General features: G+C 65.7%; 25 protein-coding genes and 1 pseudogene. 11 read left to right on the top strand and 15 right to left on the bottom strand.

The features are described from left to right. A complete protein-coding gene (locus AC1TPF_RS10630) occupies nucleotides 1-411 on the top strand; it encodes a VOC family protein (protein WP_482143781.1) in 411 nt (136 codons plus the stop codon). Here AC1TPF_RS10630 and AC1TPF_RS10625 read toward each other — a convergent pair. Next, nucleotides 393-1,238, bottom strand: coding sequence for a helix-turn-helix domain-containing protein (locus AC1TPF_RS10625; protein WP_482143779.1), 846 nt, complete (start codon nucleotides 1,236-1,238; stop codon nucleotides 393-395). The genes AC1TPF_RS10630 and AC1TPF_RS10625 overlap by 19 nt on opposite strands. A gap of 16 nt (nucleotides 1,239-1,254) precedes the next feature. Here AC1TPF_RS10625 and dapD point away from each other — a divergent pair, with 16 nt between their 5' ends. Next, nucleotides 1,255-2,205, top strand: coding sequence for a 2,3,4,5-tetrahydropyridine-2,6-dicarboxylate N-succinyltransferase (gene dapD / locus AC1TPF_RS10620; RefSeq protein WP_482143777.1), 951 nt, complete (start codon nucleotides 1,255-1,257; stop codon nucleotides 2,203-2,205). Between the two features lie 93 nt (nucleotides 2,206-2,298). On the opposite strand, the gene dapC is transcribed toward dapD, so the two are convergent. After that, entirely contained in the window at nucleotides 2,299-3,426 is a 1,128-nt protein-coding gene (dapC, locus tag AC1TPF_RS10615) for a succinyldiaminopimelate transaminase (RefSeq protein ID WP_482135174.1), read from the bottom strand. Continuing rightward, a complete protein-coding gene (gene fdxA / locus AC1TPF_RS10610; protein WP_482135175.1) occupies nucleotides 3,423-3,749 on the bottom strand; it encodes a ferredoxin in 327 nt (108 codons plus the stop codon). Before fdxA ends, dapC begins: the two co-directional genes overlap by 4 nt. A 352-nt stretch (nucleotides 3,750-4,101) precedes the next feature. Here fdxA and AC1TPF_RS10605 point away from each other — a divergent pair, with 352 nt between their 5' ends. Beyond that, complete coding sequence (locus AC1TPF_RS10605; protein WP_482143776.1) at nucleotides 4,102-4,644, top strand: cysteine dioxygenase; 543 nt, start codon at nucleotides 4,102-4,104, stop codon at nucleotides 4,642-4,644. Between the two features lie 52 nt (nucleotides 4,645-4,696). After that, complete coding sequence (locus AC1TPF_RS10600) at nucleotides 4,697-5,086, top strand: rhodanese-like domain-containing protein (protein ID WP_482135177.1); 390 nt, start codon at nucleotides 4,697-4,699, stop codon at nucleotides 5,084-5,086. Between the two features lie 17 nt (nucleotides 5,087-5,103). On the opposite strand, the gene AC1TPF_RS10595 is transcribed toward AC1TPF_RS10600, so the two are convergent. The 6 genes and pseudogenes from AC1TPF_RS10595 to typA form a co-directional block, all read right to left on the bottom strand. Continuing rightward, the gene (locus tag AC1TPF_RS10595; protein ID WP_482143774.1) at nucleotides 5,104-5,859 is read right to left on the bottom strand and encodes a hypothetical protein; all 756 of its coding nucleotides are present in this window, start codon (nucleotides 5,857-5,859) and stop codon (nucleotides 5,104-5,106) included. A 26-nt stretch (nucleotides 5,860-5,885) separates the two neighbouring features. After that, nucleotides 5,886-7,178: pseudogene (gene cofG / locus AC1TPF_RS10590) on the bottom strand (7,8-didemethyl-8-hydroxy-5-deazariboflavin synthase CofG); the annotation flags it as partial. A 92-nt stretch (nucleotides 7,179-7,270) separates the two neighbouring features. Next, nucleotides 7,271-7,696, bottom strand: a complete 426-nt coding sequence (locus AC1TPF_RS10585) for a hypothetical protein (RefSeq protein WP_482135179.1) — start codon at nucleotides 7,694-7,696, stop codon at nucleotides 7,271-7,273. Further along, a complete protein-coding gene (gene mshB, locus AC1TPF_RS10580; RefSeq protein ID WP_482135180.1) occupies nucleotides 7,696-8,568 on the bottom strand; it encodes an N-acetyl-1-D-myo-inositol-2-amino-2-deoxy-alpha-D-glucopyranoside deacetylase in 873 nt (290 codons plus the stop codon). The genes AC1TPF_RS10585 and mshB overlap by 1 nt, the downstream gene beginning before the upstream one ends. 17 nt (nucleotides 8,569-8,585) lie before the next feature. After that, nucleotides 8,586-10,487, bottom strand: a complete 1,902-nt coding sequence (locus AC1TPF_RS10575) for an ABC transporter family substrate-binding protein (protein WP_482143772.1) — start codon at nucleotides 10,485-10,487, stop codon at nucleotides 8,586-8,588. Between the two features lie 105 nt (nucleotides 10,488-10,592). Beyond that, nucleotides 10,593-12,503, bottom strand: a complete 1,911-nt coding sequence (gene typA, locus AC1TPF_RS10570; RefSeq protein WP_482135182.1) for a translational GTPase TypA — start codon at nucleotides 12,501-12,503, stop codon at nucleotides 10,593-10,595. Nucleotides 12,504-12,677: 174 nt separating this feature from the next. Here typA and AC1TPF_RS10565 point away from each other — a divergent pair, with 174 nt between their 5' ends. Further along, nucleotides 12,678-12,860: a hypothetical protein gene (locus AC1TPF_RS10565; RefSeq protein WP_482135183.1), complete on the top strand. Its 183-nt coding sequence runs from the start codon at nucleotides 12,678-12,680 to the stop codon at nucleotides 12,858-12,860. A 26-nt stretch (nucleotides 12,861-12,886) separates the two neighbouring features. Here the strand turns inward: AC1TPF_RS10565 and AC1TPF_RS10560 are convergent, their stop codons facing one another. The 4 genes from AC1TPF_RS10560 to AC1TPF_RS10545 form a co-directional block, all read right to left on the bottom strand. Beyond that, complete coding sequence (locus AC1TPF_RS10560) at nucleotides 12,887-13,279, bottom strand: (deoxy)nucleoside triphosphate pyrophosphohydrolase (RefSeq protein WP_482143770.1); 393 nt, start codon at nucleotides 13,277-13,279, stop codon at nucleotides 12,887-12,889. After that, a complete protein-coding gene (locus AC1TPF_RS10555; protein WP_482143768.1) occupies nucleotides 13,272-14,351 on the bottom strand; it encodes an ABC transporter ATP-binding protein in 1,080 nt (359 codons plus the stop codon). Before AC1TPF_RS10555 ends, AC1TPF_RS10560 begins: the two co-directional genes overlap by 8 nt. After that, nucleotides 14,352-15,935 (bottom strand): ABC transporter permease, encoded by a 1,584-nt coding sequence (locus AC1TPF_RS10550; RefSeq protein ID WP_482143766.1) that lies wholly within the window; start codon nucleotides 15,933-15,935, stop codon nucleotides 14,352-14,354. 65 nt (nucleotides 15,936-16,000) lie between these two features. After that, nucleotides 16,001-17,026 carry a thiamine ABC transporter substrate-binding protein gene (locus AC1TPF_RS10545; protein ID WP_482135187.1) on the bottom strand — a complete coding sequence of 342 codons (1,026 nt, stop codon included), beginning with the start codon at nucleotides 17,024-17,026 and terminating at the stop codon, nucleotides 16,001-16,003. A gap of 378 nt (nucleotides 17,027-17,404) precedes the next feature. Here AC1TPF_RS10545 and AC1TPF_RS10540 point away from each other — a divergent pair, with 378 nt between their 5' ends. The 4 genes from AC1TPF_RS10540 (at nucleotide 17,405) to AC1TPF_RS10525 (ending at nucleotide 21,320) form a co-directional block, all read left to right on the top strand. Beyond that, nucleotides 17,405-18,226 carry an Rv1157c family protein gene (locus AC1TPF_RS10540; RefSeq protein WP_482135188.1) on the top strand — a complete coding sequence of 274 codons (822 nt, stop codon included), beginning with the start codon at nucleotides 17,405-17,407 and terminating at the stop codon, nucleotides 18,224-18,226. Between the two features lie 250 nt (nucleotides 18,227-18,476). Further along, complete coding sequence (locus tag AC1TPF_RS10535) at nucleotides 18,477-19,376, top strand: hypothetical protein (RefSeq protein ID WP_482143765.1); 900 nt, start codon at nucleotides 18,477-18,479, stop codon at nucleotides 19,374-19,376. A 34-nt stretch (nucleotides 19,377-19,410) separates the two neighbouring features. Beyond that, nucleotides 19,411-20,595 (top strand): lipase family protein, encoded by a 1,185-nt coding sequence (locus tag AC1TPF_RS10530; RefSeq protein ID WP_482135190.1) that lies wholly within the window; start codon nucleotides 19,411-19,413, stop codon nucleotides 20,593-20,595. A gap of 8 nt (nucleotides 20,596-20,603) precedes the next feature. Then, nucleotides 20,604-21,320 carry a lysoplasmalogenase family protein gene (locus AC1TPF_RS10525; RefSeq protein ID WP_482143763.1) on the top strand — a complete coding sequence of 239 codons (717 nt, stop codon included), beginning with the start codon at nucleotides 20,604-20,606 and terminating at the stop codon, nucleotides 21,318-21,320. A gap of 18 nt (nucleotides 21,321-21,338) precedes the next feature. On the opposite strand, the gene AC1TPF_RS10520 is transcribed toward AC1TPF_RS10525, so the two are convergent. Then, nucleotides 21,339-22,811 carry a sugar porter family MFS transporter gene (locus AC1TPF_RS10520; RefSeq protein WP_482135192.1) on the bottom strand — a complete coding sequence of 491 codons (1,473 nt, stop codon included), beginning with the start codon at nucleotides 22,809-22,811 and terminating at the stop codon, nucleotides 21,339-21,341. A gap of 257 nt (nucleotides 22,812-23,068) precedes the next feature. Here AC1TPF_RS10520 and AC1TPF_RS10515 point away from each other — a divergent pair, with 257 nt between their 5' ends. Both AC1TPF_RS10515 and AC1TPF_RS10510 read left to right on the top strand, forming a co-directional pair. Further along, complete coding sequence (locus tag AC1TPF_RS10515) at nucleotides 23,069-23,653, top strand: HhH-GPD-type base excision DNA repair protein (RefSeq protein WP_482135193.1); 585 nt, start codon at nucleotides 23,069-23,071, stop codon at nucleotides 23,651-23,653. A gap of 56 nt (nucleotides 23,654-23,709) precedes the next feature. Beyond that, nucleotides 23,710-24,447 carry a hypothetical protein gene (locus AC1TPF_RS10510; RefSeq protein ID WP_482135194.1) on the top strand — a complete coding sequence of 246 codons (738 nt, stop codon included), beginning with the start codon at nucleotides 23,710-23,712 and terminating at the stop codon, nucleotides 24,445-24,447. 14 nt (nucleotides 24,448-24,461) lie between these two features. Here the strand turns inward: AC1TPF_RS10510 and AC1TPF_RS10505 are convergent, their stop codons facing one another. Next, nucleotides 24,462-25,805, bottom strand: coding sequence for a WS/DGAT/MGAT family O-acyltransferase (locus tag AC1TPF_RS10505; RefSeq protein WP_482143761.1), 1,344 nt, complete (start codon nucleotides 25,803-25,805; stop codon nucleotides 24,462-24,464). Between the last annotated feature and the right edge of the window lie 78 nt (nucleotides 25,806-25,883).

The following is a 25,883-nucleotide window of genomic DNA, read 5'->3' as shown; positions in this document are numbered from 1 at the left end:
ATGACGTCCTCCACATCACCTGTGCCGACCCTCAACGCGATCTCGATCGTTGTCGACGACATGGCCGCGACACTGGCGTTCTACCGCGCCTGCGGCCTCGACTTCCCCGACGACGCCGACACCGCCCCGCACGCCGAGACCACTGCCGCCGGCGGATTCCGGATCCTCTTCGACACCGCGGCCAGTGTGGCCACATTCAACCCCGGCTGGTCGGCTGCTGCCGGCGGCCAGCGCATCTCTCTGGCCTTCGAGTGCTCCGGCCCGTCGGAAGTCGACGCCAGATACGCGGCGTTGACCGCGGCCGGTCACACCGGCGAACTCGAACCGTTCGACGCTTTCTGGGGTCAGCGGTATGCGTCCCTCAAAGACCCGAACGGCAACGGCGTCGACTTCTACGCCGCGCTCGGCTGATCACCGAACTCCGCGGGTGATCGGTGCGTCACCGCCCGGAAGTCGCGGAACATGTGGGCATAGTCCGCGTATCCGCAGTGGTGCGCGGTGTCTGACAGAGCGTGGCCGCCGCGGATCCGCGCCATCGCAGTGTTGACCCGCAGGATCCGCTGCAATGACTTGGCGCCGAAACCGTAGTGATGTCGCGACCAGCGTTGCAGCTGGCGGGGACTGGCGTCGATCCGCTGCGCCACCTGCGTGATCGGGGCACCCGCCACCAGCAGCGCCGTGGCCGGCCACAGCCAGCCCGGCGGTGGCCTCAACTCGAGTTCGGCGGCCGCATGACGTTGCAACGCGGCGGCCCGATCGGTGGCTTCCGCCACCCGTTGGTGCAGACGCCGCGCCGGACCAGCTCCGGCAAGGGCGGCCAGATCGATCCGACTGTTCACCAATTCGTCTGCGGCACAACCGAGAACAAGTGGCGCGATTCCGGGATCAAAGCGCAGCGCCACCATCTCACCGGCGCCGGACGCGGTCACCGGGGACGTATCCGGGCCGGCGACGAGCAACCCACCGGGTGTCCAGATCAGGTCCATGCAGCCGTCGGGCAAGATCTCCGCCACCGGCAACACTGGTCGAGCTCCGCTCCGCTGCGTCTCCGCGGCTCCACCGGTCCGCGACCACACCGTCGCCGGGACCAGCATCGATCGCCACTCCTCATAGGTCGCCACGGAATCGCCAACTACTGGTCGAGCTCCGCTGCGCTGCGTCTCCGGTCCGACTGGTCGAGCTCCGCTACGCTGCGTCTCCGGCGACATGCTCTCCAGTATCCCGCCACCAAATGCCACGCGTAAACTCCTGCGCGTGACCAATGCATCTGGAGCCTCCGCAATCGGCATCGCCACCATCACCGACTCGGGCGCTGTGCTCGACACCTGGTACCCCTCACCCGAGCTGGGTGAAGTCGCCACGTCCGGGACCACCGAGCTCGCCGCCGACGAGACCCCCGCCGAGTTGACCTCGCTGGTCGGCACCGACACCGACCGCGGTGTGCGGACCGTCGCCGTCCGCACGTCGATCGTGCTCACCGACGCCCCGGCCGACGCCCACGACGCCTACCTGCGTCTGCACCTGCTCTCGCACCGGCTGGTCATCCCGCACGGCCTCAACATGGACGGCGTCTTCGGAAAGCTGTCGAACGTGGTGTGGACCAATTTCGGTCCGTGCGCGGTCGAGGGCTTCGAAGTGACCCGGGCCAAGCTGAAGGCCCGCGGCCAGGTGACCGTCAACGGCATCGACAAGTTCCCCCGCATGGTCGATTACGTTGTGCCGAGCGGAGTTCGGATCGCTGATGCCGGCCGGGTCCGCCTCGGAGCGCATCTCGCCGAGGGCACCACCGTGATGCATGAGGGTTTCGTGAACTTCAACGCAGGCACCCTGGGTGCGTCGATGATCGAGGGTCGCATCTCGGCCGGTGTCATCGTCGGCGACGGCTCGGACGTCGGTGGTGGCGCCTCGACGATGGGCACCCTGTCCGGGGGCGGCAAAGAGATCATCTCCCTGGGTAAGCGCTGCCTGCTCGGCGCAAACTCCGGCTGTGGCATCGCCCTCGGCGACGACTGCGTCATCGAGGCCGGCCTCTACGTCACCGCAGGCAGCAAGGTCACCGGCCCGGACGGCACCGTCATCAAGGCGCGTGACCTGTCCGGCAAGAGCAACCTGCTGTTCCGCCGCAACAGCACCACCGGTGCCGTCGAGGTCGTGCCGTGGAAGGGCGACGGCATCGAGCTCAACGCCATCCTGCACGCCAACTGATCGCCCCACCCGAATTGGCTGCGCCCACCGGCAATTGCCGGTGGGCGCAGTGAATTCAGGTGGGTGTGGCCGCAGATTCGGGAACGGTGCAGGTCAGGCGGACAGTCGCTCGGCCGCCGCAGCGATCCGTTCGTCGGTCGCGGTGAGTGCCAGCCGCACGTGGCGGGTTCCGCGGGGACCGTAGAACTCACCCGGCGCCGCCAGGATGCCGCGGTCGGCGAGCCAATCGACGGTCGCGCGACTGTCTTCATCGCGGGTGGCCCACAGGTACAGGCCGGCCGCTGATTCGTCGATGCGCAGTCCGGCACCGAGCACTGCCGCGCGCAGGACCTCGCGGCGGGCCCGGTAACGCTCACGCTGCGCTGCGGTGTGGGTGTCGTCATCCAGTGCCGCGGCCATCGCACCCTGCACGGGGAACGGCACGATCAGGCCCGCGTGCTTGCGGACTGCGAGCAGTTCACCGATCAGGGCCGGGTCGCCTGCGAGGAAACCGGCCCGGTAGCTCGCCAGGTTCGAGGTCTTCGACAGCGAGTGAACGGCCAGCAACCCGGTGAAATCACCGTCGGTGACCCGTGGATCGAGGATCGACACAGGCTCGTCATCCCAGGCCAGGCCCAGGTAGCACTCGTCGGAGACGACGATCGTGCCGCGTTCGCGCGCCCACTGCACCACTTTGCGCAAATGCTCGACGGGCAGCACCTTGCCGGTGGGATTGGACGGCGAGTTCAGATAGATGAGTGCGGGGGTGCTCGGTCCGAGCTGGGTCAGGGAATCGGCACGAACCGGTCGAGCGCCGGCCAGCAACGCCCCGACTTCGTATGTCGGATAAGCGATCTCCGGAATGACAACGTCGTCACCGACACCGATGGCGAGTGCGGCAGGCAAACCGGCGATGACCTCTTTGGTGCCGATCACCGGCAGAATCATCGAGTTGTCGAGGCCGGTGACCCCGTGCCGTCGCGCCAACGATTCGCAGGCCGCGGTCCGGACCATGGCGGTACCGATGGTGACCGGGTAGCCGGGGAAGTCCGAGGCCGCGTACAGCGCATCGCGAATCAGCGGGTCCACCGGATCGACCGGGGTACCCACCGAGAGATCAACAATGCCGCCGGGATGCCTACTGGCACGTTCCTTGGCCTCGACGAGGGTGTCCCACGGAAACACGGGCAACCGCGACGACACCGGGGTCCGGCCACGCATCGACGGCATCGCTGGTGTCATTCCTCGGTGTTCATGGGTGGCAGAGCCTTCACAAACGGCGAGTCGTAGGCGACCTTGCCCAGTTTGGCGGCACCACCCGGTGAACCGAGATCGTCGAAGAAGTCGACGTTGGCGTTCACGTACGGCTCCCACTCATCCGGCACATCGTCTTCGTAGAAGATCGCCTCGACCGGGCACACCGGTTCACAGGCACCACAATCGACGCACTCGTCGGGCTGGATGTAGAGCATCCGTTCACCCTCGTAGATGCAGTCGACGGGGCATTCCTCCACGCAGGCCTTGTCCAGGACGTCAACGCAAGGCTCAGCGATGATGTATGTCACCGACAACCCCTCCTCACCAATTCAGTTCAGTGCGCGTGGGCTGTACGCGCTCAAAAGCGGGCACGCCTTACGAACTCGAAGGACGACGGCTGCCCGCTTGTCGCCTTCCAGTATCCGGGTCGCCGATTCCAAGTCAAAACCGGCCCCACCACCTCAGCACCGGGCGACGACGTTTGCTGCCGTGGACGGGCGTTGGTTCAAATCAGAGAGGGCGTAAATCTCGACCGGAACATGTTGAAAAGGCACTGTGGTGAGCGTGACCGTGCGACCGAATCTCCAGTGGAACCGAATGTGTTGTTGCTGACTGCAACATCGCCCCTCATTCGAACCTCTTCCAGGAGCCCCACACCGCATGACCTCCACCCTGTCCCGGCCGTCTGCTGCCGGATTTCCCAACCGCCACCTGCCGACGCGGCTGCGACCCGCTGACCTGCTGCGTCTGACAGATCAGAGTGCCTCCGACGTGCTCGACGGCACCTACGACCATCTTCTGCCGAAACGCTGGGACCGCGAGAATCGCTGGGCCACGCGATTGCACTACGACGACGACGTCGACGTCTGGCTGATCAGCTGGACCCCGGACGAGTCGACTGATCTGCACGACCATGCCGGCTCCCTCGGTGCGTTGACCGTGCTCTCCGGCGCACTGACCGAATACCGCTGGACCGGCAGCCAACTGCGGGCCCGCACGCTCGACGAAGGCGATCAGGCCTCATTCCCGCTCGGCTGGGTGCACGACGTGGTCCGCAACCCGAACCTCCCGGTCACCAGCGAGCCCACCCTGAGCGTCCACGCCTACTCCCCGCCGCTGACCGCGATGTCCTACTACGAGGTCACCGACGCGCAGTCACTTCGCCGGACCAAGACGGTTCTCACCGATGGCGGCGCGGCATGAATGTGCAGTCACTCGGCCGCACGAAGACCGTTCTCACCGACGGTGGGGCAGCATGAGCGCTGTGACCACCATCGACGATCTCCTGCTCCGGGCCCGGGCCGGTCTCGACCGGATCAACGCCCCGGATCTACCGGCCGCACTCGCGGGCGGTGCACTGGTCGTCGACATCCGCCCTGCGGCGCAGCGGGCCGCCGAAGGTGAGTTCGACGGCGCATTGGTGATCGAGCGCAACGTCCTGGAATGGCGCCTCGATCCGGCATCCGATGCGCGGATCCCCGAAGCCGTCGACCACGACGTCCCGTGGGTCGTGATCTGTTCGCAGGGCTACACCTCGAGTCTGGCCGCGGCGTCGCTGCAACTACTCGGATTACACCGTGCCACCGACGTGATCGGCGGCTACGAGGCGCTGGTCGCCGCGGGCATCAGCGGAATCTCGCGGTAGTCAAACACTCGCGGTGGTCAGACCACTTCGCGGACAACGGCATCCGATGCCCGTCGGAGAGCGCCGGACTCCCCGATGTAACTGGCGACCGCACCGACCAGGGGCAGTCCGGACAACAGCCGCCACGGCTGTTTCGACGACGGCCGTCGCTCCAGTTCACCGAGAACCGCACGCGATTTCTCGAGACCGGTCCACATCTCCTTCACCAGCGCGTCGTTTTCGGCGCTGCGTTCGCTGCCTTCGGTCTCGCCGGTCAGCAGCGTCCGCGAATTCAGGGTTCGGCGGCACAGGACCTCGGCCAGCAGGTCGGTCTGGCGATACCGGTCGTCGATGCCGTAGGCGCGGGCGACCGCACACAGCAGGATCGCCTGGTGACCGAATCCGAGCACGGTCTGAATCGGCAAGCGGTTCACCAGCGCACCGAAGACACCCGGGTACGCCACTCCAACAGTTGTGATGGCTCCGACCCGGCCGATCCACCAATTGCGACGCTGGTCCGGCGTCCAGTCGGCCCACTTCGAGGTACCCGGTAATCCGGTGGCATCGGCTGCCCACACCAAGGGGCCGTCGATGGTGCCGATGACCTTGGCGACCAGCGCCTCGTCAGATTCGTCAGATTCTCGCTGGGCACTGTCGAACGTTCGCCCTTTGATGCCGAGCGGGTCACTGTCGACCGCATCGAGGAGCAGATCGATCACTCCGGTGGCTTGGTGGAGCATGCGCGCAACATCGTTGTCCGAGAGCGCTTTCACTGGCGGCAGCGGAAGTTTCATGCGGTATGCAGACCTTCGTCGACCGGCTCCCGGTCGTCGCCCGATTCGTTCCACGGACGACCGGTCGGCAGCACATCGGCAGCCAACCCGGTCACCGGATCGGCCAGTGCCCACACGTGGTCGCTGATCCGCTCGTCGATCCACGGGGCGCCCGCCAAGACGTATCTGGGTTGGGCCGCAACACGTTCGGTCAGGACATAACCTGTCTCGGCGGTGATCGTGGCCAGCGAATCCAGATGAGGCCAGGGCCGTTCCGGATTGACGTGGTCGGGGGTCAGTGGCGACACCCCACCCCAGTCGTCGACGCCTGCACCGACCAGCGCCGCACATTCGGCACGCGACACCAGGTTCGGAGGGGCTTGAATCCGCATTCCCGGGCCCAGGATGATCCGGGCCACCGCGACCGCTGCCAAGAATTCGTCGAACTCGGCATCGGCGACGCCGCGCATCGCGGTATCGGGTTTGGCCCGAAAATTCTGGACGATCACTTCCTGGATATTGCCGAAAGCCTGCTGCACCTTGTGCAATTCGATCAGAGAATCAGCACGTTCGGTGAGGTTCTCCCCGATGCCGACAAGGATGCCCGTGGTGAACGGGACCGAGAGCCGGCCCGCGTCGACGAGCACCCGCTTGCGGACCTCGGGGTCTTTGTCGGGGCTGCCGTAGTGCGCATTGCCCTTGTCGGTGAAGAGTCGCCGCGCGGTGGTCTCGAGCATCATGCCCATCGAGGGTGCAACCGGTTTGAGTAGGGCCATCTCCTCGGCACTCATCACACCGGGATTGAGATGCGGCAGCAGCCCCGTCTCCTCGAGCACCCGGATCGCGGCGGCCCGTACATAGTCCAGCGTCGAGGTGTACCCGCGCTCGGTGAGCCATTGCCGGGCTTCCGGCCATCGCTCCTCGGGACGGTCACCGAGCGTGAACAACGCCTCTTTGCAACCCATCTCGGCGCCGCTGCGGGCGATCTCGAGTACTTCCTCGATCTCCAGGAACATGCCCTGGCCGTCGCGGGCCAGCTTGCCCGGCACCGTGACGAACGTGCAGTAGTGGCACCGATCCCGGCACAGCCGTGTGAGCGGGATGAACACCTTGCGCGAGTAGCTGATCTGACGCTCGCGGCCTTCGGCGATCAGTCCGGCGTCACGGATACCCGCCGCGATCGCGCAGAGTGCGGCCAGTTCGTCCCCGCGGGCCGCGAGCAGGGTCGCAGCCCGGTCGACATCGAGTTCGATGCCCTCCTCCACCTGGGCGAGCACCTGCCGGATCGCATCGCCATCAGGGCGCACCTCCTCCGCGGCTCCGGTGACGCGCGGCGGCATGGCGGGATCAGGCAGCAATATCCGATCCGGTGTCTCGAGGACTTCGGGGATCTTGGAGGTCACGCTTTAGATAATGCGTCATCGGCGCCGGATCATTCCCCCGACCCCTTCACCACCGGCTTCGTAGCGGCCGTGGCATCGGACTCTGGGTCGGGAACCAAGCCGGCAAACGCGGCGAACACCGGCACCACCAGACCCAGGCCGAGGAGCAGGAACACCGTCAGATCCTGCGGCACCACGATGTCACCCCCGGGACCTCCCGCGGCCAACACAAAGAACGCGATCATGAAGGCGATCAATGCGCCGAAGCGGGCGAACCCTTCGACCAGGGTGGCGCTGCACCACAGCAGGATGTAATTGGCGATCGCCGCGAGCACCGCGCTGATGGGGAACGGCACCGACCCGATGTGCAGCGGCAGAAACGCGAGGGCGAGGACGCCGACCAGGAAGCCGTCGACCCACAGCAGACCCAGCAGGGCCCAGCGCATCCCGACTGAATTCATCACGGTCGTGGCCATCACAGACCACCGAAGAGGTCTGTTTCCCGCCCGGACTCATCGGTCGGTCCCTGCTCCCCGGCGACCAGCATGAAATGTTCCTCGGCAAAAATCGGCTGGATGATGTTGTTCGACAGCGCATATTCGGTGCCCGACGCGGACACCGTCACCTGCGTTGCGTGGGCGCTCAGCGCCCGCACCTTGCGATCGTAGACCTCACGGACGTCGATGGCGGTGGTGATCTCCGCATCCGAATGACTGGGCAGCTCCCCCGGTGCCGGCATCCGCCAGCCCTTCGGGACCCGCGCGGCGGCCGCGGCCAGGCCGTCATCGAGTGCGGATTTCTCGGTGACGGTCCAGTAGAGCTTCGACACCGACCAGCCCTGCTCACCGGTGGCCGCGAGTTCAACGGCCGCGTGAGCGATGGCGTGGACCTGGATGTGGTCGGGATGACCGTAGCTGCCAACGGGGTCGTATCCGACGACCACCTGTGGACGCAGTTCGCGGATCAGGTCGGCCAGCACCTGCGCCGGCTTCTCGGTGCCCGCGGCGATGAAGGCACGCTTGTGCTCGTTCGATGGTGCGCCCGACATCCCGGAGTCCCGCCAGCGACCGGCGCCACCGAGGAACTTCGGTTCCACCGGGGCAAACGGATCGGGGCTCAGTTCGGCCAACGCGTCGGTCAGCTCCATGATCCGGTAGCCACCGAGCTGATCGGCGCCGCCGTCGGCGACCAGTCCACTCCACCGGTCACCGATCACCTCGCCCTCCTCGCCAAGCGTGCAGGTGAGCACGGTGACCTCGGCGCCGGCGTCGAGATATGTGGCGATCGTGCCGCCGGTGGTGATGGTCTCGTCATCCGGGTGGGCATGAACGAGCAACAGACGATTCATGGATTTCGGGTTCGCTTTCAGTTACCGGTCTGCTGGCGCCAGAGGGCGGAGTCACCGTAGATGCCGGTCTGCACCGGACCGGTGACCGGGACGCCGGCGACAAGAGGAGAGACGGCGGTGGTCAGAACATCCTGATACACCGGCAGATACACCGAGCGTTCATCGAGCAGGCGCTGAGCGGTGCGCAGATCCTCTGCCGGATCCTCCGCCGAGATGGCGCGAGTCGCGATCTCCTGCAATTCGGGGTCACACAGGCCCGAGACATTGCTCGTGTAACGCGGTTCGTTGCGTTCGGCCTCTTCGGTTTCCGACGTCGGGGCCTGTGAAGAGGTGGCCGATGGCTCCGGGGCCGACGTGTTCGACGGCTCGCTGTCCGAGTCCGGCGATGCACTCGTCTCGGTGGATTCTTCGGTGCTCAGACATTCGGTGTTCGACGCGAGCGCGGTGGCCGGTGATTCACCGGCCCGGCTCCAGCCCACCACCAGATCGACGTCTCCGCCGGTCAGGCTCGAGCTGTACAACTCGGCGGTCGACATCGCGACACTCGTGGCACGGATTCCCGCGCGGTTCAGTTGGTCGACGATGTTGGCCGCCGCAGCGCCCGTCCGAAGATCGCCGGTGACCGAGCCGACCCGGACCACCAGCGGCTGCCCGTCGCCCTGCTCGACCGGCTGTGTGCCGGCGGGCAGCGTCGGCAGATCGCTCGGCGCGGTCGTCGATGTCACCTCGGTGGTGGTCGTCGTGGTCGTGGGCGCCGCGCTGGTGCTCGGTGCGCCGGAAGAAGTGGGCGGATCGGGTTGCGGTGTCGCCGGGCCGCGCTGGTATCCCGCTGCGGCCAGCCACCCTTCGATCTGCTCGGGGGAAACCGCCGGACGCGCCACCGGGTAGTAACCCGGGTCGGACGGCGCGTAGACGGAGTTGGTGTCCGGGAGTACCTCGGTGTCGTCGGCGGCGGCGAACGTCACCAGTCCGGTGTCGATGGTTCCCAGAACCGCACGGCGCAGGTCGATGTTCGACATCGACTTCGTGCGGGTGTTGACCGTCATGCCCAGGGTTCGGGATTGCGCGACGCGGCCGGTCAGTACCCCACCGATGCTGCCGAGGGTGGCGCCGAGTGCCTCGCCGGCGCTGACCGCCACGACCCGGGTGTCGCCGGAGCGCATCGAATCGGCCAGTTGGCTGGTGGTTCCCGCGCGGCGCAAGGTCATCCGGTCGACGCCGGCGGGGGTCAGCCAGAACCTGTCGTTGCGGATCAGCCGGACCTCGTCACGACTGTGGTCGATGCCGCTGATCGTGAAGGGCCCACCGGAGGCCGGGAAACCGCTGTCCATGCCGGTCTGGAAGCCACCGGGCGCGCCTTTGAGGACGTGCGAGGGCAGCAGGTCGTTGAACAGTTCACGCCACGCCGGGTACGGCGCCGCGAACGTCGCGGTGACCTCTTTGCCGCCCGCGGAGCTGCGGACGTCGGTGATCATGCGGTAGCCGGCAGGTGCGGTCACGTTGGGCTGCCGGGACATCTGCTGCCAGAGGTAGATGAAATCCTCTGCGGTGATCGGCAATCCGTCCGACCACTGCGCGTCTTCGTGGATTTTGTAGGTGACCGCGAACGGGTCGGTACCGGTGACCTCGGCGCTGGTCAGCAACGCCTCGTCCATCAGCCACGCGACCCGGCCGTCCTGCGCTGTCGGCCGAAACGAACTCGGCAGGGTCATCGCCGCGACTGCGGTGGTGACCGCCGACTGGTCGGCGGCCAGATGCGGATTGAACCCGTTGCCGATCGAGTCGGTTGCCACGTAGAGCACCCGGCCCGAGGGCTCGGCGGGCTCCGGCGGGACCGAGTTCGTCTGCTGAACCGGCGGCGGCGGATCAGCGACGCATGCTGTCAGGAACAGCAGGCAGGACAGCGCGACCGCGGCCATCGGAGTCGCTGTTGTCCGTCGTCTACCCAAAACCCGATTCCTCTGTCCGCCGGTCAAGATCAGTGCGCCATCGGCGGTCGGTACTCGACCGCCGATGGCGTCCTTCTAGCTCACGCTCTGGTTACGAGACTTCGTCTTTGACCGCTCGCGGGCGCGGGTGTTGGAGTCGAGATTGACCTTGCGCACCCGGACCACCTCAGGAGTGACCTCGACACACTCGTCGTCGGTACAGAACTCCATCGCGGCTTCGAGCTCGAGCTTGATGGGCTTGGCCAGGGTCTCCATCACGTCGGCGGAGGACTGACGCATATTGGTCAGCTTCTTCTCCTTGGTGACGTTGATGTCGAGGTCTTCCATACGCGGGTTGATACCGACGACCATGCCCTCGTAGGTGTCCGCGCCCGGCTCGACGAAGAACGTTCCACGATCGGCGAGCTGGATCATCGCGAACGGGGTGACCGTTCCGGACCGGTCGGAGACCAGCGAACCGGTGTGGCGGGCGCGGATCTCGCCGGCCCACGGGCCGTAGCCGTCGAACACGGCGTTGGCGATACCGGTACCGCGGGTCTCGGTGAGGAAGTCGGTACGGAAACCGATCAGGCCACGCGACGGAACGATGAACTCCATGCGGACCCAGCCACTGCCATGGTTGGCCATGTCGCCCATCCGGCCCTTGCGGGCGGCCAGCAGCTGCGTGACCGCACCGAGGTACTCCTCGGGGACGTCGACGGTGAGGTGCTCGAACGGCTCGTGCAGCTTGCCGTCGACCTGCTTGGTGACCACCTGGGGCTTGCCGACGGTCAGCTCGAAGCCTTCACGACGCATCTGCTCGACGAGGATGGCCAGCGCTAGCTCACCACGGCCCTGGACCTCCCAGGCGTCCGGACGACCGATGTCGAGGACGCGCAGCGAGACGTTACCGACCAGCTCGCTGTCGAGGCGGTCCTTGACCATGCGCGAGGTGAGCTTGTGGCCCTTCACGCGGCCGACCATGGGCGAGGTGTTGGTGCCGATGGTCACCGAGATGGCCGGCTCGTCAACGGTGATACGCGGCAATGCGATGGGATGGTCGATGTCGGCGAGGGTGTCACCGATCATGATCTCCGGCATACCTGCCACAGCCACGATGTCGCCGGCAACGGCGACTTCCGCGGGGGTTCGCGCAACGCCGACGGTGACAAGCAGCTCGGTGATCTTGGCGCGCTCGGTGACGGGCTGGCCGTCGACCTCACGTAGCCAGGCGACGGTCTGGCCCTTCTTCAGGGTGCCGGCGTAGAGGCGGACCAGCGCGAGCCGGCCGAGGAACGGCGAGGCGTCGAGGTTGGTGACGTGGGCCTGCAGGGGCGCGTCGAGATCACCCTTGGGGGCAGGCACATACGACAGCAAAAGATCGAACAGGGCGTCGAGGTTCTCGGCATCGGGAACCTGACCGTTCTCGGGAGCAACGGTGCTGGCGACTCCGGCACGGCCCGATGCGTAGAGAACCGGCAGATCGAGAGCGAGTTCGGCAGCTGCGGCGGCCTCGTCATCGACGTCCGACGCCAGGTCGAGGAGCAAGTCGTGGCTCTCTTCGACAACCTCGGCGATGCGGGCGTCGGGACGGTCGGTCTTGTTGACCAGCAGGATCACCGGCAGCGACGCGGCCAGGGCTTTACGCAGCACAAAGCGGGTCTGCGGCAGCGGGCCTTCAGAGGCGTCGACCAACAGCACCACGCCGTCGACCATCGACAGGCCCCGCTCGACCTCACCACCGAAGTCGGCGTGGCCGGGGGTGTCGATCACGTTGATGACAACCTCGGTGCCGTCGGGCTGCCGACGGTGCACCGCGGTGTTCTTCGCGAGAATGGTGATGCCCTTCTCGCGCTCGAGGTCGCCCGAGTCCATGACCCGGTCGACGAGTTCCGCTCGTTCTTCGAACACTCCCGATTGCCGCAGCATCGCGTCAACCAGGGTCGTTTTCCCGTGGTCGACGTGCGCAACAATCGCAACGTTGCGGAAATTGGGGGCAGAAGTCACTGAAGTTCTCCGGACGTGAAGTGGGCATGTCAAAACAGTCGAGCCTGGTGCTCAAACCACACAAGGATACGTGGTCCCGCAATGAGAGCGGCGTCACAATCCACTGAAGCCCACAAATTAAGGTGGTGCTAACCTAACTTTCCACTAGGTGCGGGACCTTTGGAAGGCGGATACATGGGCAAGAAGAAGGCGGCAGATGTCTGCGAGATGAAGCCGAAAAAGAAGTGCTGCCGCAGTTCAACCCGTTGCCTTCGCTGCCCGGTTGTGATCCACAAGATGCAAAAATACTCCTCTGCGGGCCTGTCGAACAAAGAGCTGACCAAAGCCCTCAAAAAAGTTCGATCACGCGCCGCCTGAGCCCCTCGCCACCACATCGGACCTCATCAGCGGAGCATCGCGATCAGGTCGCCCAGCCACACCGCATCGGCAGGTACCAGCTCCCCGTCGCCGGCCATCCGCCGGAGGTCGTCGGCATCCACCCAGCCGACGGCAGAGTGTTCATGCGGATGCGGCCGGCCGGCGAGCAGTGTCGCGGCCATCGCGACCAGAACCAGATCTGTACGCAGCGGTACGGGCTCTCCGATCTGGCCGGCGACCGCGACCGTGATCCCCAACTCTTCGGCGAGTTCACGCTCGAGCGCCTGGGCCCGGGTCTCCCCTACCTCGACCTTGCCCCCTGGCAGCTCCCACAACCCGGCCACCTCGGCCGGATACGTGCGCTGAGCAAGTAGCAACCGACCTTCGCTGATGACCGCACCGGCCACGACCTCACGCATTGCGGCCCGCTGTTCCCTGTTCCTCAACCGTCTCGATGAGTGATTTGGCGGGCGGACCGGAGATGATGGCGATCCGGCTGCGGTCGAGCGCGATCGAGACCTGATCGTCGACCGCGAGCCGCGGATCTCCGACAGCATCGACATCCAGACCGGCGACCGTCACCCGCACCCGGGTCCCCTCGGGCAGTGATGCCACATGCCGGACGACGCCGCCGACGCCGCCTGCCCCGTCGACTAACGGTGTGGCCAGGACCGCCTCGGGGCGCAGTCCGACCCGGACGGCGCCGTCGGGCAGATCGACCGCAACACGACCGAGCGGGCTCTGCAGAACACCCGCGGAGATGTTTGCTTCGCAGACCGTCGTGCAGCCGATGAACTGCGCGATCCGCTCGGTCCGCGGTGCACGCCAAAGCTTTTCGGGATGATCGTCCTGGACGATCCGGCCGCCGTCCATCACCGCGATGCGATCGGCCATCATCGCGGCCTCGGAATGGTCGTGGGTCACCACGATGGTCGGAGTGCCGGTGGCACCGATGATCGCGGCGATCTGCAGCGCGAGGCGATCACGCAACTGCCGGTCGAGCGCAGAGAGCGGCTCGTCCAGTAGGAGCAGCCGGGGTCGTGGAGCCAGCGCACGGGCGAGCGCCACCCGCTGTTGCTGACCACCGGACAGCTCGGCCACCTTCCGGCTGCCGAGGCCGGGCAGGTCGACCAGATCGAGTAGCTCGGCCACGCGGCGTGCGATGGCGGGCTTGCGCCAGCGTCGGACCCGCAGTCCGTATCCGACATTGTCGGCGACGCTGCGCCCGGGGAGCAGCTGACCGTCCTGGAACACCACCCCGAAGTCGCGACGGTGGGTCGGGGTCGGCGCGAGATCGATCCCGTCGAACGTGATCGTTCCCGCGGACAACGGCTCCAGACCGGCGATGGCACGGATCAGTGTCGACTTGCCACATCCGGACGGCCCCAGCAACGCCGTGATGGTCGCTCCCCCGGTCCCGATCGAAAGATCCAGATCGTCGATGATCACTTCTGATCCATAACTCACTGTCACAGAGGATAATTCGAGCATCTAGAACTCACCTCCCTCGTCCCGGCGGACGACCTCGATGAGGGCCACCACCACCGCGGTCACCACCAGCATCATCACCGAACAGGCCATCGCAGTGCCGAAGTTACCCGCTCCGGGACGCGACAGTGACGTGCCGATCAGCACCGGCACCGTGGTGGTGTCGGGCCGCGCCACGAAGCTGGTGGCGCCGAACTCACCGATCGCGATCACAAACGCGAAACCGGTCGCCGCACAGAGCGCTCTGGAGATGATCGGGAGATCAACGGTGCACCAGACCCGCAGGGGCCCGGCACCGAGGGTTGCCGCCGCCTGCCGAAGCCTCAGATCGACCAGACCCATCGCCGGTACCAGGATGCGGATCACGAGCGGCGTCGCGATCAGCGCCTGCACGGCCGGAACAACAGCCGGCGAGTTCGCGACCTCACGAGGCATCGAGGTCAGGATCACCAGATAGCCCAGACCGACCGTGACGGCGCTGACGCCCAGCGGGAGCATCGCAACCCCCGTCGCGACCCCACCGAACACGCCACGGGCACGGGAGAGAGCCAGTGCCCCGAGCAGACCGAGGACCAGCGCGATCACGGTCGCCCAGAGCGCGCTGATCAGGGAGTACTGCATGGTCTCCCAAGGGGTTTCACCGTTGATCGGTTCCGTCAGCGCCCGGTAGCCGTCCAGATTCCAGCTTCCACCGACCGTGGGCCGGACCGAACGCCAGACCAGGACGGCAGGCGGGGCCAGCAGTACGACCAGGACGAACGCGACGATGGCGCCGACCACCACGCGCTGCGCCCCTTGCGGTCGACGGCGACGACGGGGGGCACCGACTCCCCGGGCCCGGCTGCTCAACACCGCGCTGATCGCGACCACCACCGCGACCACGAGGATCTGGATCATCGACAGGGCCACGGCAGCAGGCAGTTTGAAGAATCCGATGGCCTGCCGGTAGATCTCGGTCTCGATGGTGTTGTACCGGCCGCCACCGAGGATGAGGACCACGCCAAAGCTGGTGGCGCAAAACAGGAAAACCACCGACGCTGCCGACGCGATCGCCGGGGCGAGGGCCGGGAGCGTGACCGTTCGCAGCACGTGCAGGCGGTCGGCACCCAGCGTCCGAGCGGCCTGTTCGGCACGCGGATCGAGCTGACCCCAGACCGAACCGACGGTGCGCACCACAACCGCAACGTTGAAGAACATGTGCGCCAACAGGATCGCCCACACCGACGATCCGATGTCGAGCCAGCCGAGCGGGCCACGGTCGCCGAGTAGTGCGGTGAACGCGACCCCCACCACCACGGTGGGCAGCACAAAGGGAATGGTGACGATGACCCGTATCGCCAGCGCTCCCCGCAGTTCGAAGTTTGCCAGAACCCAAGCCACCGGCAGGCCGACGATCAAGGTGAGCACGGTGCTCGCCGCGGCCTGGGCAACGGTGAACCACAACAGATGTGCGGCATTGGCATCGTCGAGCAACCCGATGAGATCGATGCCCGAGCCATCGCCGAACGCACGTACGGCCAGAGCGACCAGCGGCCACCCGAACATCACCCCCACGAACACCAGCGGAAGCGCGCCCGCGGCGGCCACGATGCCCGCTCCGGACCCCCACCTTGAGGGTGGGTGCCGGGTGGTTGCGCGAAGGGGCACCGCGGTCAGCGACCCATGACGGTGCGCCACTCCTGCTGCCAGGCTTCCCGGTTCTCGGCGATGACCTCCAGCGGCATCGTGGCAGCAGACTCGGGCTGGGGTGCGAATTGCGCCCAGTCGGCAGGCAGCGGCGTTCCGGTACGAACGGGGTAGACGTACATCGATTCGGGCAGAGCTGCCTGTACCGGTTCGCTGAGCAGGAAGTCGACCACCTGCTGGGCGCCGTCGACGTTCTCCGCGCCGCGCAGGACGCCTGCATACTCGATTTGCGCGAAGCACGTGTTCAGCAGGGCCTTGGTGGTCGGCAGGAAGGCAGGCGACGACGCATACGACACCACGATGGGTTTGCTGCCCTGCCCCTCCCCGGCGGTGAACTCCTGGTTGTAAGCCTCGGTCCAGCCGGGGGCCACGCTCACGTCGTTGGCGCGCAGGCGCTCCCAATATCCTTCCCATGCACCATCGGCCGGATAGGCGGCGATCGTCGCGAGCAGAAATGCCATGCCGGGTGACGAGGTGGCCGGGTCCATCACCACGGTCAACCCCTTGTACCGGGCGTCGGTCAGATCTTCGAGGTTCGCGGGTGGTGCGACGTCGCGTTCGGTGAACCAATCGGTGTCGACGTTGACACACACGTCGCCGCGGTCGATCGCGGTCAGCCGATTGGGTTCGCCGAGCGCGTATTGCTGCGGTCCGAGATTGTTGTCCGGACTCGTATAGGGCTCGATCGCGTCGGCGTCGAGGACCCGGGAGGCAAAGGTGTTGTCGATGCCGTAGACGACATCACCCCGGGGTGAGCCGGCGGTGAGCGCGATCGACGACGACAGCTGTCCGGCGTCTGCTTCCCGGACCACCTTGAGGGTCAGCCCGGTCTCGTCCTCGAACGAGGCCAGCAGTTCGTCCGGTAGCGCGAAGGAGTCGTGGGTCAGCAGGACCACCTCGTCCGAGGAACCGGAATCGCCACATGCAGTCAGGACACCGGCCCCGACCGATAATGCAACGAGCGCTGCGGCGAGCTGTATTCGTCGAAGCATCGACCCTCCAAGTGGGTTTGTTCAGTGAGAACAGCGGGCCTGGTTCCCTGCATCGCGTGTTCGTTCTGTCTTCGTGAATCTAAGCAGGCCCGGGGAGGTTGTCCGGAAGCGGAGCGTGACGATCACATCTGATGCGCCATCAGCGACTTTCGGATCAGGCCGACTCTTCCTTCGTGCCCTCAATGTGACATCACAATTGCATCACCGGCACCACTGGTAACTCCAGTCACACGGTATGGTCCCAGGGCGACGAGAACAGGTCCGCCTACTGGCTAGGGCTACTGGCGGCAGAAGAATGAAACGGTTACCGTCAGCACGGCGATAGAGATGTTGAGCCGTGATCAGTCGGGCTCCACGCGAGATGGGACACCACGAACAGTGCTTTTGAATCAGCAGGCAGACCGCAGCCGCGGGCGCTTCCGCAAGGCCTCGACAGGCCTGAATGTCCGCCGCGCGGTCACGACCGTGGCCATCGCCGCCACAGCGGCGCTGACACTGCCCGCTGTCGCATCCGCTGACGAAGCCGCGTTCCCGCCGATACCCGCCAACCTCGAGATCGACGAAGCCACCTTGCAGTCGCTCGGCGCGTTTGTGCCGGCCATCATCGGTTCGGTCGCCACCCCCGGTGCCGACGGCAAGGTCGATGCCAGCCTGCTCTCCAACGCCAAGGTGCTCGCGGCCGATCCGGCGCTACCGCCAGAACTCGCCGTGATCTGGGACAAGGTCGTCAGCTTCCTCGACGGCTCCGGCGGCGGCGGCCCGGACATCCCGTCCGGCCCGGGCGCACCGGTCATCCAGCAGTTCCTCTACCCGACCATCGGCCAGGGCTGCATCCCCGGCGGCAACTCCATCGGTTCCGCACTGGTGACCGCCGGACCGCAGCAGGCGCCGGCCCCCGGCCCCAAGAAGGGCGAGGCCGGATACGTCTACACCAGCCTCGGCACCGGCCCGGCACTGAACAACGACGCTGCTCCGCTGACCGTTGCCTGGATCAACATCGACACCGGCCAGACCGGACAGCAGAACCTGCGCCGCAATGACCGGATCAATGCCGCAGACGGCCCCGGAACCTTCACCACGGTCGTGAAAACCGGTCAGGGCCGCGTGATTTCGGCAATCTACGGCAACGTGACCACCAAGACCGAGGACAAGACCGTGAGCTGCACGATCGTTCCCACAGTCGGACTGGCCGTCATCTAGCCACCGGAGTACTCCACAGCAGGCGTCGACCTTCGGGTCGGCGCCTGTTTTTTGTGGCCCGTCACACTCCACCGGCCACACCAGATCTGTTGATGCACAGCCGAACACCGGAACGGTCGCGGTTGAGTCACAGGTTGAACTCGCAACTTGCACAGAGCTCCCACACCGTGGTCTTGTGTAACAAGAGCACCATTGGTCACACCTGTCACAGACGTAACAGGTGCGACCCCGCGTCTGTCCAAGGAGATCCATGCCCAGCTCAACGATGTTTCGCCGCAGCGCCGCCACACTGGCGGTTGTGGCGTTCGCCGCCCTGCTGTCCCCGGCCGTAGCCGGCGCAGAACCGGTCGCACCCGAGACGGCCACGCTGACCGCGCCGAACCAGATCCCCGGCGACGACGCACTGACGGCCGCGATCGCCGAGCTCGGAAAGTCTGCGGGCGATCCCGCCGCCCTGGCCGCTGCGAAGGCACTCCTGGGAGGCACCTCGCAGATCGAGTCCACACCGGCCGCCGAGCTCACCGCGACGCCGGTCGCAGACGCCACCGACATCGCCGGGTCACTGGCAGCGGCCGATGAGGCCCTGCGCAAACTGGGCATCCAATCCTTCATCAACCCCACCGTCGCCTTCAACTGTGTCGAGGCCACCGAGGACAACCCATTCGGACTCGTGCCCGCCGTCGGCGGCGCCGCACCCGGCCCGTATGTCATCCCCGGAGTGAAGATCCCGGACCTGTTCAAAAGCCTGATTCCCGCGACCTTCTCACCCAACATCGTGGACGACGGTGAAACGCTGTTCGGCTTCTTCCCGTCCGGGATCACCGCCGACGGCGAAGCCACCGGCATGCAGGTCGCCTGGTTCAACGTCAACACGCTCCAGGGCGGGTTCGAGGACATGGCCCCGGTGGGCACCACGATCGTCGACAAATTGATCGAACAGGTCAAGAAGGTCCGAAACCTGACCCCCGGCGAAGAAGCAACGGTTCGCGCTTTCATCAACCCTGCGACAAAGGCCATGAGCCTGCCCGGTTCACGACTGGCCCCGGTCGAGACCGGCAACGGCACCGTGCTTTCCGCCGTATTCGGCACCGTGCAGAACGGTAGCCGCAGTTGTTTCTTCCTCCCGATGATCGGGATCACGCAGGTTTAGTCCGCGTACGCGGACCTTGGTAGGAGAAGTAGTCATGAAGAGTGTTCACAAGCAAGCACTACGCCGGATCGGTACCCGCAGCCTCACCGCCACCGCACTTGCCGCGGTGGTCGCCGGAGGCCTCGGTGCCGCCGGTATCGCAACCGCAGACCCGGTTCCGACGGGTGGAACCGCAGGCAAGGTGTTTGCCAACATCGGCCTGCCCGACGATCGTTGGGTGACCGGCGCGGGATCCGCCGACCGCTTCACCTATTGGACGAATGCCGCCACCGACCGCACCGAGTTGAGCAGTGCCGCTGTCTATCTCCCCCGCGGCGAAGCACCAGAGGGTGGCTGGCCGGTGGTGGCCTGGGCACATGACACCGTCGGATTGGCGGACAAGTGCGCACCGTCGTGGTCGGGTAAAACCGAATCGGCCGCCAACTGGAACGACATCACGCCGTGGCTGCGGAAGGGCTATGCGGTTGTCGCCTCCGACTACGCCGGCCTCGGCGTCGAGGGTGCACTCCCCGACCTGCAGACAACCATCAAGGCCCACAACATCGTTGATGCCGTGAGGGCTGCCCACGACATCACCGACGATCTCTCTGATCAGTGGGTTGTGAACGGGAACGGCAGCGGCGCAACAGCTGCGCTGGCCACGGCCCGCAGCGCAACGCAGATCCAGGGTCCGGAACTGGATTTCCGCGGCGCTACGGTCACCAGTGTTCCGGCCAACCTCGGCGAACTCGTGCTCAACGCCGGCCCCGAATTCATCCCGGTGCCACTGCCTTCCGACCTGACCGCCGAGGTGCTGTACGCCATCGCCGGTATCCGCGGGTCGCATCCCGAGCTGAACCTCGACTCGTACCTGACCGCAGCGGGTAAGTCGCTGGCCGACAAAGCTGTGACGATGTGTTCGGCCGAGTTGCAACGGGATGTTGCAGGAACAAGTTTGAACGAGCTGTTCAGCCGGCCTGTGCTGTCGGTCCCGAATCTTCGTCCCATCGTCGAGGCCTACCTCGGAGTGCCCGACACCGGGTACGTCAAGCCGGTGTTCTTCGGCCAGGGCCTGCTCGATACCCAGGTGATCCTGCCGTACACGCTGGACTTCCTGGGCCGGGTCGAGACGTCGAGCCAGTCGACAACCATCCGTACCTACCCGGTGGACGGACAAGGAACGGCCGCGGCAGCATTGCCTGACGCTTCCGCCTTTGTGACCGCACTGTTCGCCAGGTAGACACGCAGATGCGCCTACCGGCTTGGGAGCTCCCCGAGCGAAAAGCGTTCGTCGCTGCGACGCTGGCGGTTTCGGCCGCCGGCGCCGCGGGATGGCGGCCCGGTGTGGCCGTCGCCAAACCCGCTGCCCTGGCCGCATTGGCCGTGGGTGTAGCGCGCGGTGCACGTGAGCGGTCCGGGGTCGACAATGCACTGTTGACCGCTGCGATCGCCGCGTCGGCCGCAGGTGATTACTTCATGTACCGCGAGGAGTTCGCAACCGGTCCCGAGAAGGATCGGCAAATCCAAACCGGTGCAACGATGTTCGGGCTCGCGCATCTGTCCTATCTCGGTTTGCTGACGCGGCACGGCGCCCGGCCGGACAAACGCCGACTGCTCGCGCGCTTCGGGCTGATGAACGAGGTCACCGCACTGCTGGTACTCAACTCCCCCCGCCTGCTCCCGGTCTTGGGAACATACGGCGCGACGTTGGCGACCATGGCGGCGACCGCAGGCGATCCGGTACTCACCGGTGGAGACTCTAATGACCCCACACGCCGACTGGCCCTGGGCGGAATCACGTTCATGGCTTCCGATGCGATCCTGATGAATCGTCGATACCTGCTGCGCAACAAGGGCCTTCGTGCAGTCGCAGAGGCATCGGTCCTGTCGACATATTTTGTGGCACAGATGTTGCTCCTCGACGGCCTGGACAGCGTCAGCCGACGCGCCCACGCCGCCAGGTGAACTCACGCCGGGGCGGCGCTATTGTGCCTTCTTCTGTCTCTTGAGAGCTGCCTCCACCTCTCCGAGTGTATCCATGTCTTCGAGCTCCATCCCCTTGGTTTCGGGCACCTTGCTGTGCACATAGAACCAGGACGCGAACGCGCAGAATGCAAAGAATCCGTAGATCCATGCCAGTCCCAGCACGCTGTTGAGTTCGGGGAAGAGCAGCGAGATGGTGAAGTTGGCAAGCCAGTTCACGCCCGTGCACACACCCAATGCCACACCGCGGATGCGGTTGGGGAACATCTCTCCGAGCATCACCCACATCACCGGGCCCCAGGTGGCCGCGAATGCGACCACAAACAGGTTGGCACCGATGAGTGCGACCACACCCCATGGGTCGGGAAGCGAGATGTTGTCACCGGACCCGATCTGCTGCGTGAACGCGACACACGCCATCACGAGTCCGATGAACATGCCCACAGAGCCGATCAGCAACAGCTGTCGCCTGCCGATCCGGTCGACGAACATGATCGCAACGAAGGTCATCACCACGTTGATCACGGCCGTGATGACCGAGGTCCGGAACGATTCGCTTTCGCTGAATCCGACCGACTGCCACAGCGTCGTGGAGTAGTAGAAGATTGCGTTGATCCCGACGAACTGCTGCAGCACAGCAATCCAGATACCCACCCACACCAGCGGATGCAGGCCGAACGACGGGCCACGAATGTCCTTGATGGACACCGCAGATTCGCGTTTGAGGGTCAACCGGATCTCTTTGACGCGGGCCAGTGGATCGACCTCCCCCGTCACCTCGGTCAAAATGCGCGCGGCCTCTTCATCGAGATTGCTACCCACCAGATAACGCGGTGACTCCGGGATGAGGAGCGCCAGCACCCCGTAGACCAGTGCCGGGATGACGCCGACTATGAACATCCATCGCCAGGCCTCGAGACCCAACCAGAAGTCGTTGGAGGCATTGCCTGCGCTGTCGGCGATCAGTGCGTCCGAGAGAAGGGCAACAAAAATGCCCATGGTGATGGCCAACTGCTGCAGTGATCCGAGTGCACCGCGGTAACGGGCCGGGGCGATCTCCGCGATATAGGCCGGGGCGATCACCGACGCGATACCGATCCCGAGGCCACCGATCACACGCCAGAACAACAGGTCCAGGACCGCAAACGCCAGACCGGTGCCGATCGCCGACGCGATGAACAACGCCGAGCCAAGCAACATCACTTTCTTGCGACCCCAGATGTCTGCCAGCCGGCCCGCGAACCAGGCACCGAGGGCACATCCGAGCAGCGCGATCGCGACCGCGAAACCCTGCATGAAGTGATTCAGCTCGAACTGGTCGCGGATGGAGTTGACGGCGCCGTTGACCACAGAGCTGTCGAAGCCGAAAAGAAAACCACCCACTGCAGCGGCCACGGTGACCCCGATGACCTTGGCCACGTGGGCTTCTCCGGCCGCCGCCGACCTTGGGTCCTGCGCAGCACCAGTGGACATAGGAATCACACCTACCTTCCGGGCGGCGGCTGCCGGCTCTGACAGGTTTCGCCACCAGCTGACGTTACGCCCTCAGTCCCCTACGAGTCCGTAAGTCGGTAGAAGACAATCCATCTCTGGCTCGACCACCACCGACCGAGCACTGCGGATTGACCCAACTCTTGTGCATCCAACCGGTTCGCCGGGACGCTCTGGGCCGCTCGCAGCACTGCCGATAAGCTGGACTGGCAGAATTTTCCCGGCCACCGGAGGTCCGCATGACCCGCCACATCTGTATCGCGCAAGAACCAGAAGCCGACAAGCTCCTGTCCGTCGACGACTTCGCGCTGGTTGTCGGTATGACCCTGGATCAGCAGTTCCCGATGGAAGCGGCATTCAAGGGCCCGCAGAAAATCGCCGAGCGGATGGACGGCTTCGATCTGCAGAAGATCGCTGCCTCCGATCCGGATGAGTTCGTGGCCCTGTGCTCGCAGACCCCGGCCATCCACCGCTTCCCCGGTTCGATGGCCAAGCGCATCCATGATCTCGCGGTTTTCATCGTCGACAACTACGACGGCAACCCTTCGGCCATCTGGACTGAGGGCGATCCGGACGGCAAGACGGTGCTCAAACGCCTCAAATCGCTGCCTGGCTGGGGCGACATGAAAGCCCGCATCTTCCTCGCACTGCTCGGCAAGCAGGTGGGTGTGGAACCGGAGGGCTGGCGCCAGGCTGCCGGGGACTACGGCAACGACGGCGAACGCCGATCGGTAGCTGATGTCGTCGACAATGTGAGCCTGCAGGAAGTCCGCGAGTTCAAGAAGAAGGCGAAAGCTGCAGCCAAGGCGGCAAAAGCCGACTGAGCCGGCCAAGGCGGTGAATGTGTCCGCGAGTTATGCCGAACCCCTAGGGTGAAGTCATGGATGCCAGATTGGTGATCGAGATCCCGACGCGGCTGGGCTTTGCGGTGGCAGGCGCCGCGCTCAGCGCCGTCGAGGCCACCGTTGCGCTCAGCCGGATCGCCGTAGAGAACGCACACCACGAAATCGCCGTCACGATGGGCATGCGGGAGACACCTGCGTTCCGCAGCCCGTTGCAGCTGCTCAACCAGCTCGGTGAACTGCTCGAAGAAGACCGCTCACTCGGACGAATCCTCGCGCGCGGCGGCCCACTCGACCGCCTGCTCGCCGAGGACGGCCTGGTCGAACGCGTCCTGGCCGACGATGGGGTGCTCGACCAGATGACCGAGGCCGGCGGCCCACTCGACCGGCTGCTGTCGCGGGGCGGGCCGGTGGATCGCCTGCTGTCCGAGGACGGGGTGCTCGCCAAACTCACCAAAGAGGGTGGTCTACTCGACCGGATCTCCGAGGACGAAGGTTTCCTCGATCGGCTGACCGTCGAAGAGGGCCTGCTGGAACAACTCGTCGGCGAGGGCGGCGCCCTGGAACGGGCCATCGTCCCGGGCGGCCCCATCGACCGCCTGTCCGAACTCGTCGAGATGCTGGCTCAGCTGCCCCCGAGTATCGCGAGCCTCCAGGAGACGGTGCTGGAACTCAATTCTGCCGCTGAGGCGCTCAATGACGCCGTCGCACCGCTCGGAGAACTCGTCGGACGGTTGCCGAAACGGTTGGTGCGCAGCAAGAACGGCCACGAATAGAGCGGCTCGCAGCACTAGCGGCCGGAAGCCCTGACGATCTGATTCCAAGCGATCGAGGCCTGCAACATATCCATGTAGCCGTCGATGTCGTCCATTGCCGACACAGCGGCATGGACACTGATCGCTACTGTGTCGCCGATGCCGTGCACACCGTGCGTCACACTCATCACCGGCGAGAGCGCCGGATAGCCTGCGGTGAACGCGACTGGTCGCCCCCCGAATCTCAGGTCGGCGCCACCCCGATTCACACTCGACACCACGGTGTTGCCATTGACCGTCTTCGGGACCACGGCAGGATCGAATTGCGCCACACCCCAACGCAGTAGCGGTGCCGGTATCGCCGCGAAGGCTTCGTCGGAGGCCCGCAGTGCCGGATGGCTGTTACGCAGCTGCCGCTCCCCCAGTGCCTGCGCAATGCACGCCGTCCGATCATCCAGCGCGGCCGTCCCCGAGAACAATCCGATACCGACGTTTCGAAAGTGGTTACGCGCCATCGGTTTCCCGAACTTCTCCATCGTCACCTCGGCGCCGAGAGTGGTGGGATCCTCGCCGATCGAACGCAAGTGATCGGACAGAGCCAGCGAGATCGCGGTGAGCGCGCTGATGGTCACCGTCGGACCGGGGAAGTCGTCGCGGCGCAGCACCAGGGTGCGGATCGCCCGGTCGCCGTCCGGACGGGTGTTGGTCGACAGCAGCGGTCGACCTTCCGATGGCGGAGGCACCGCCCCGGCGGCGACGTCGTCGACCAGCCGGCGATAGGTGCGGGTGGCCTCCACCGCCCGCAGGCCCAGCACCCCGATCTGTTGGGGTAGGCGGACGGCCGCAAGCACAGCAGCGTGCACCACCGAATAGGGCGTATCGACCTCGGCGGTGACCGATTCGCCGGGATCCTGCGGCGCAAAGATCGCACGGGCCAGGTCAGATGATCGGCGCCCGTCGGCCAGCGCGTGGCTCACCTGCAGCACTGCCACGGTGGCCGCGAGGCCACAGTTCGGCACTCTTTCCACGGCCTCGAACAGATGCAGCCGCCAGGTGCACTCCCGTGCGTCGAGCTGGTCATCGGCCAGTCCCGCCACCACCCGTAGACAATCGGACCACTCGGTGGATCCTTCGCTGTGCACCACGATCTGGTCGCGGTCGACGCCGCCGCGGACCCAGTACGGGTAGTCGAGAGCGCAGTCGACGTCGGCGATCCGAAGACCCAGATCTGCCACCGCCCGCGCCCGCTCGAGGACATCGTCGATCGCGGCATCGATCTGGCGCGGCACGCCAGTGAAGGCGTAGAGCAGGAACTGGTCGTTGGGGATCTTGTCCGACATCCAGTACATCTGGGCGTCGACCGGCGCCATTCGCTCCATGAGGAGAACCTACCGAAGCCGTGAGGCACGCACACGAGGTTCCGCGCTCCCTGATCCGGCCACCCGACAATCCGCATG

The organism is Williamsia sp. Y853 (assembly GCF_056786495.1).
The sequence above is the reverse complement of the archived record's forward strand: the minus strand, read 5'-3'. Positions and strand labels throughout refer to the sequence as shown.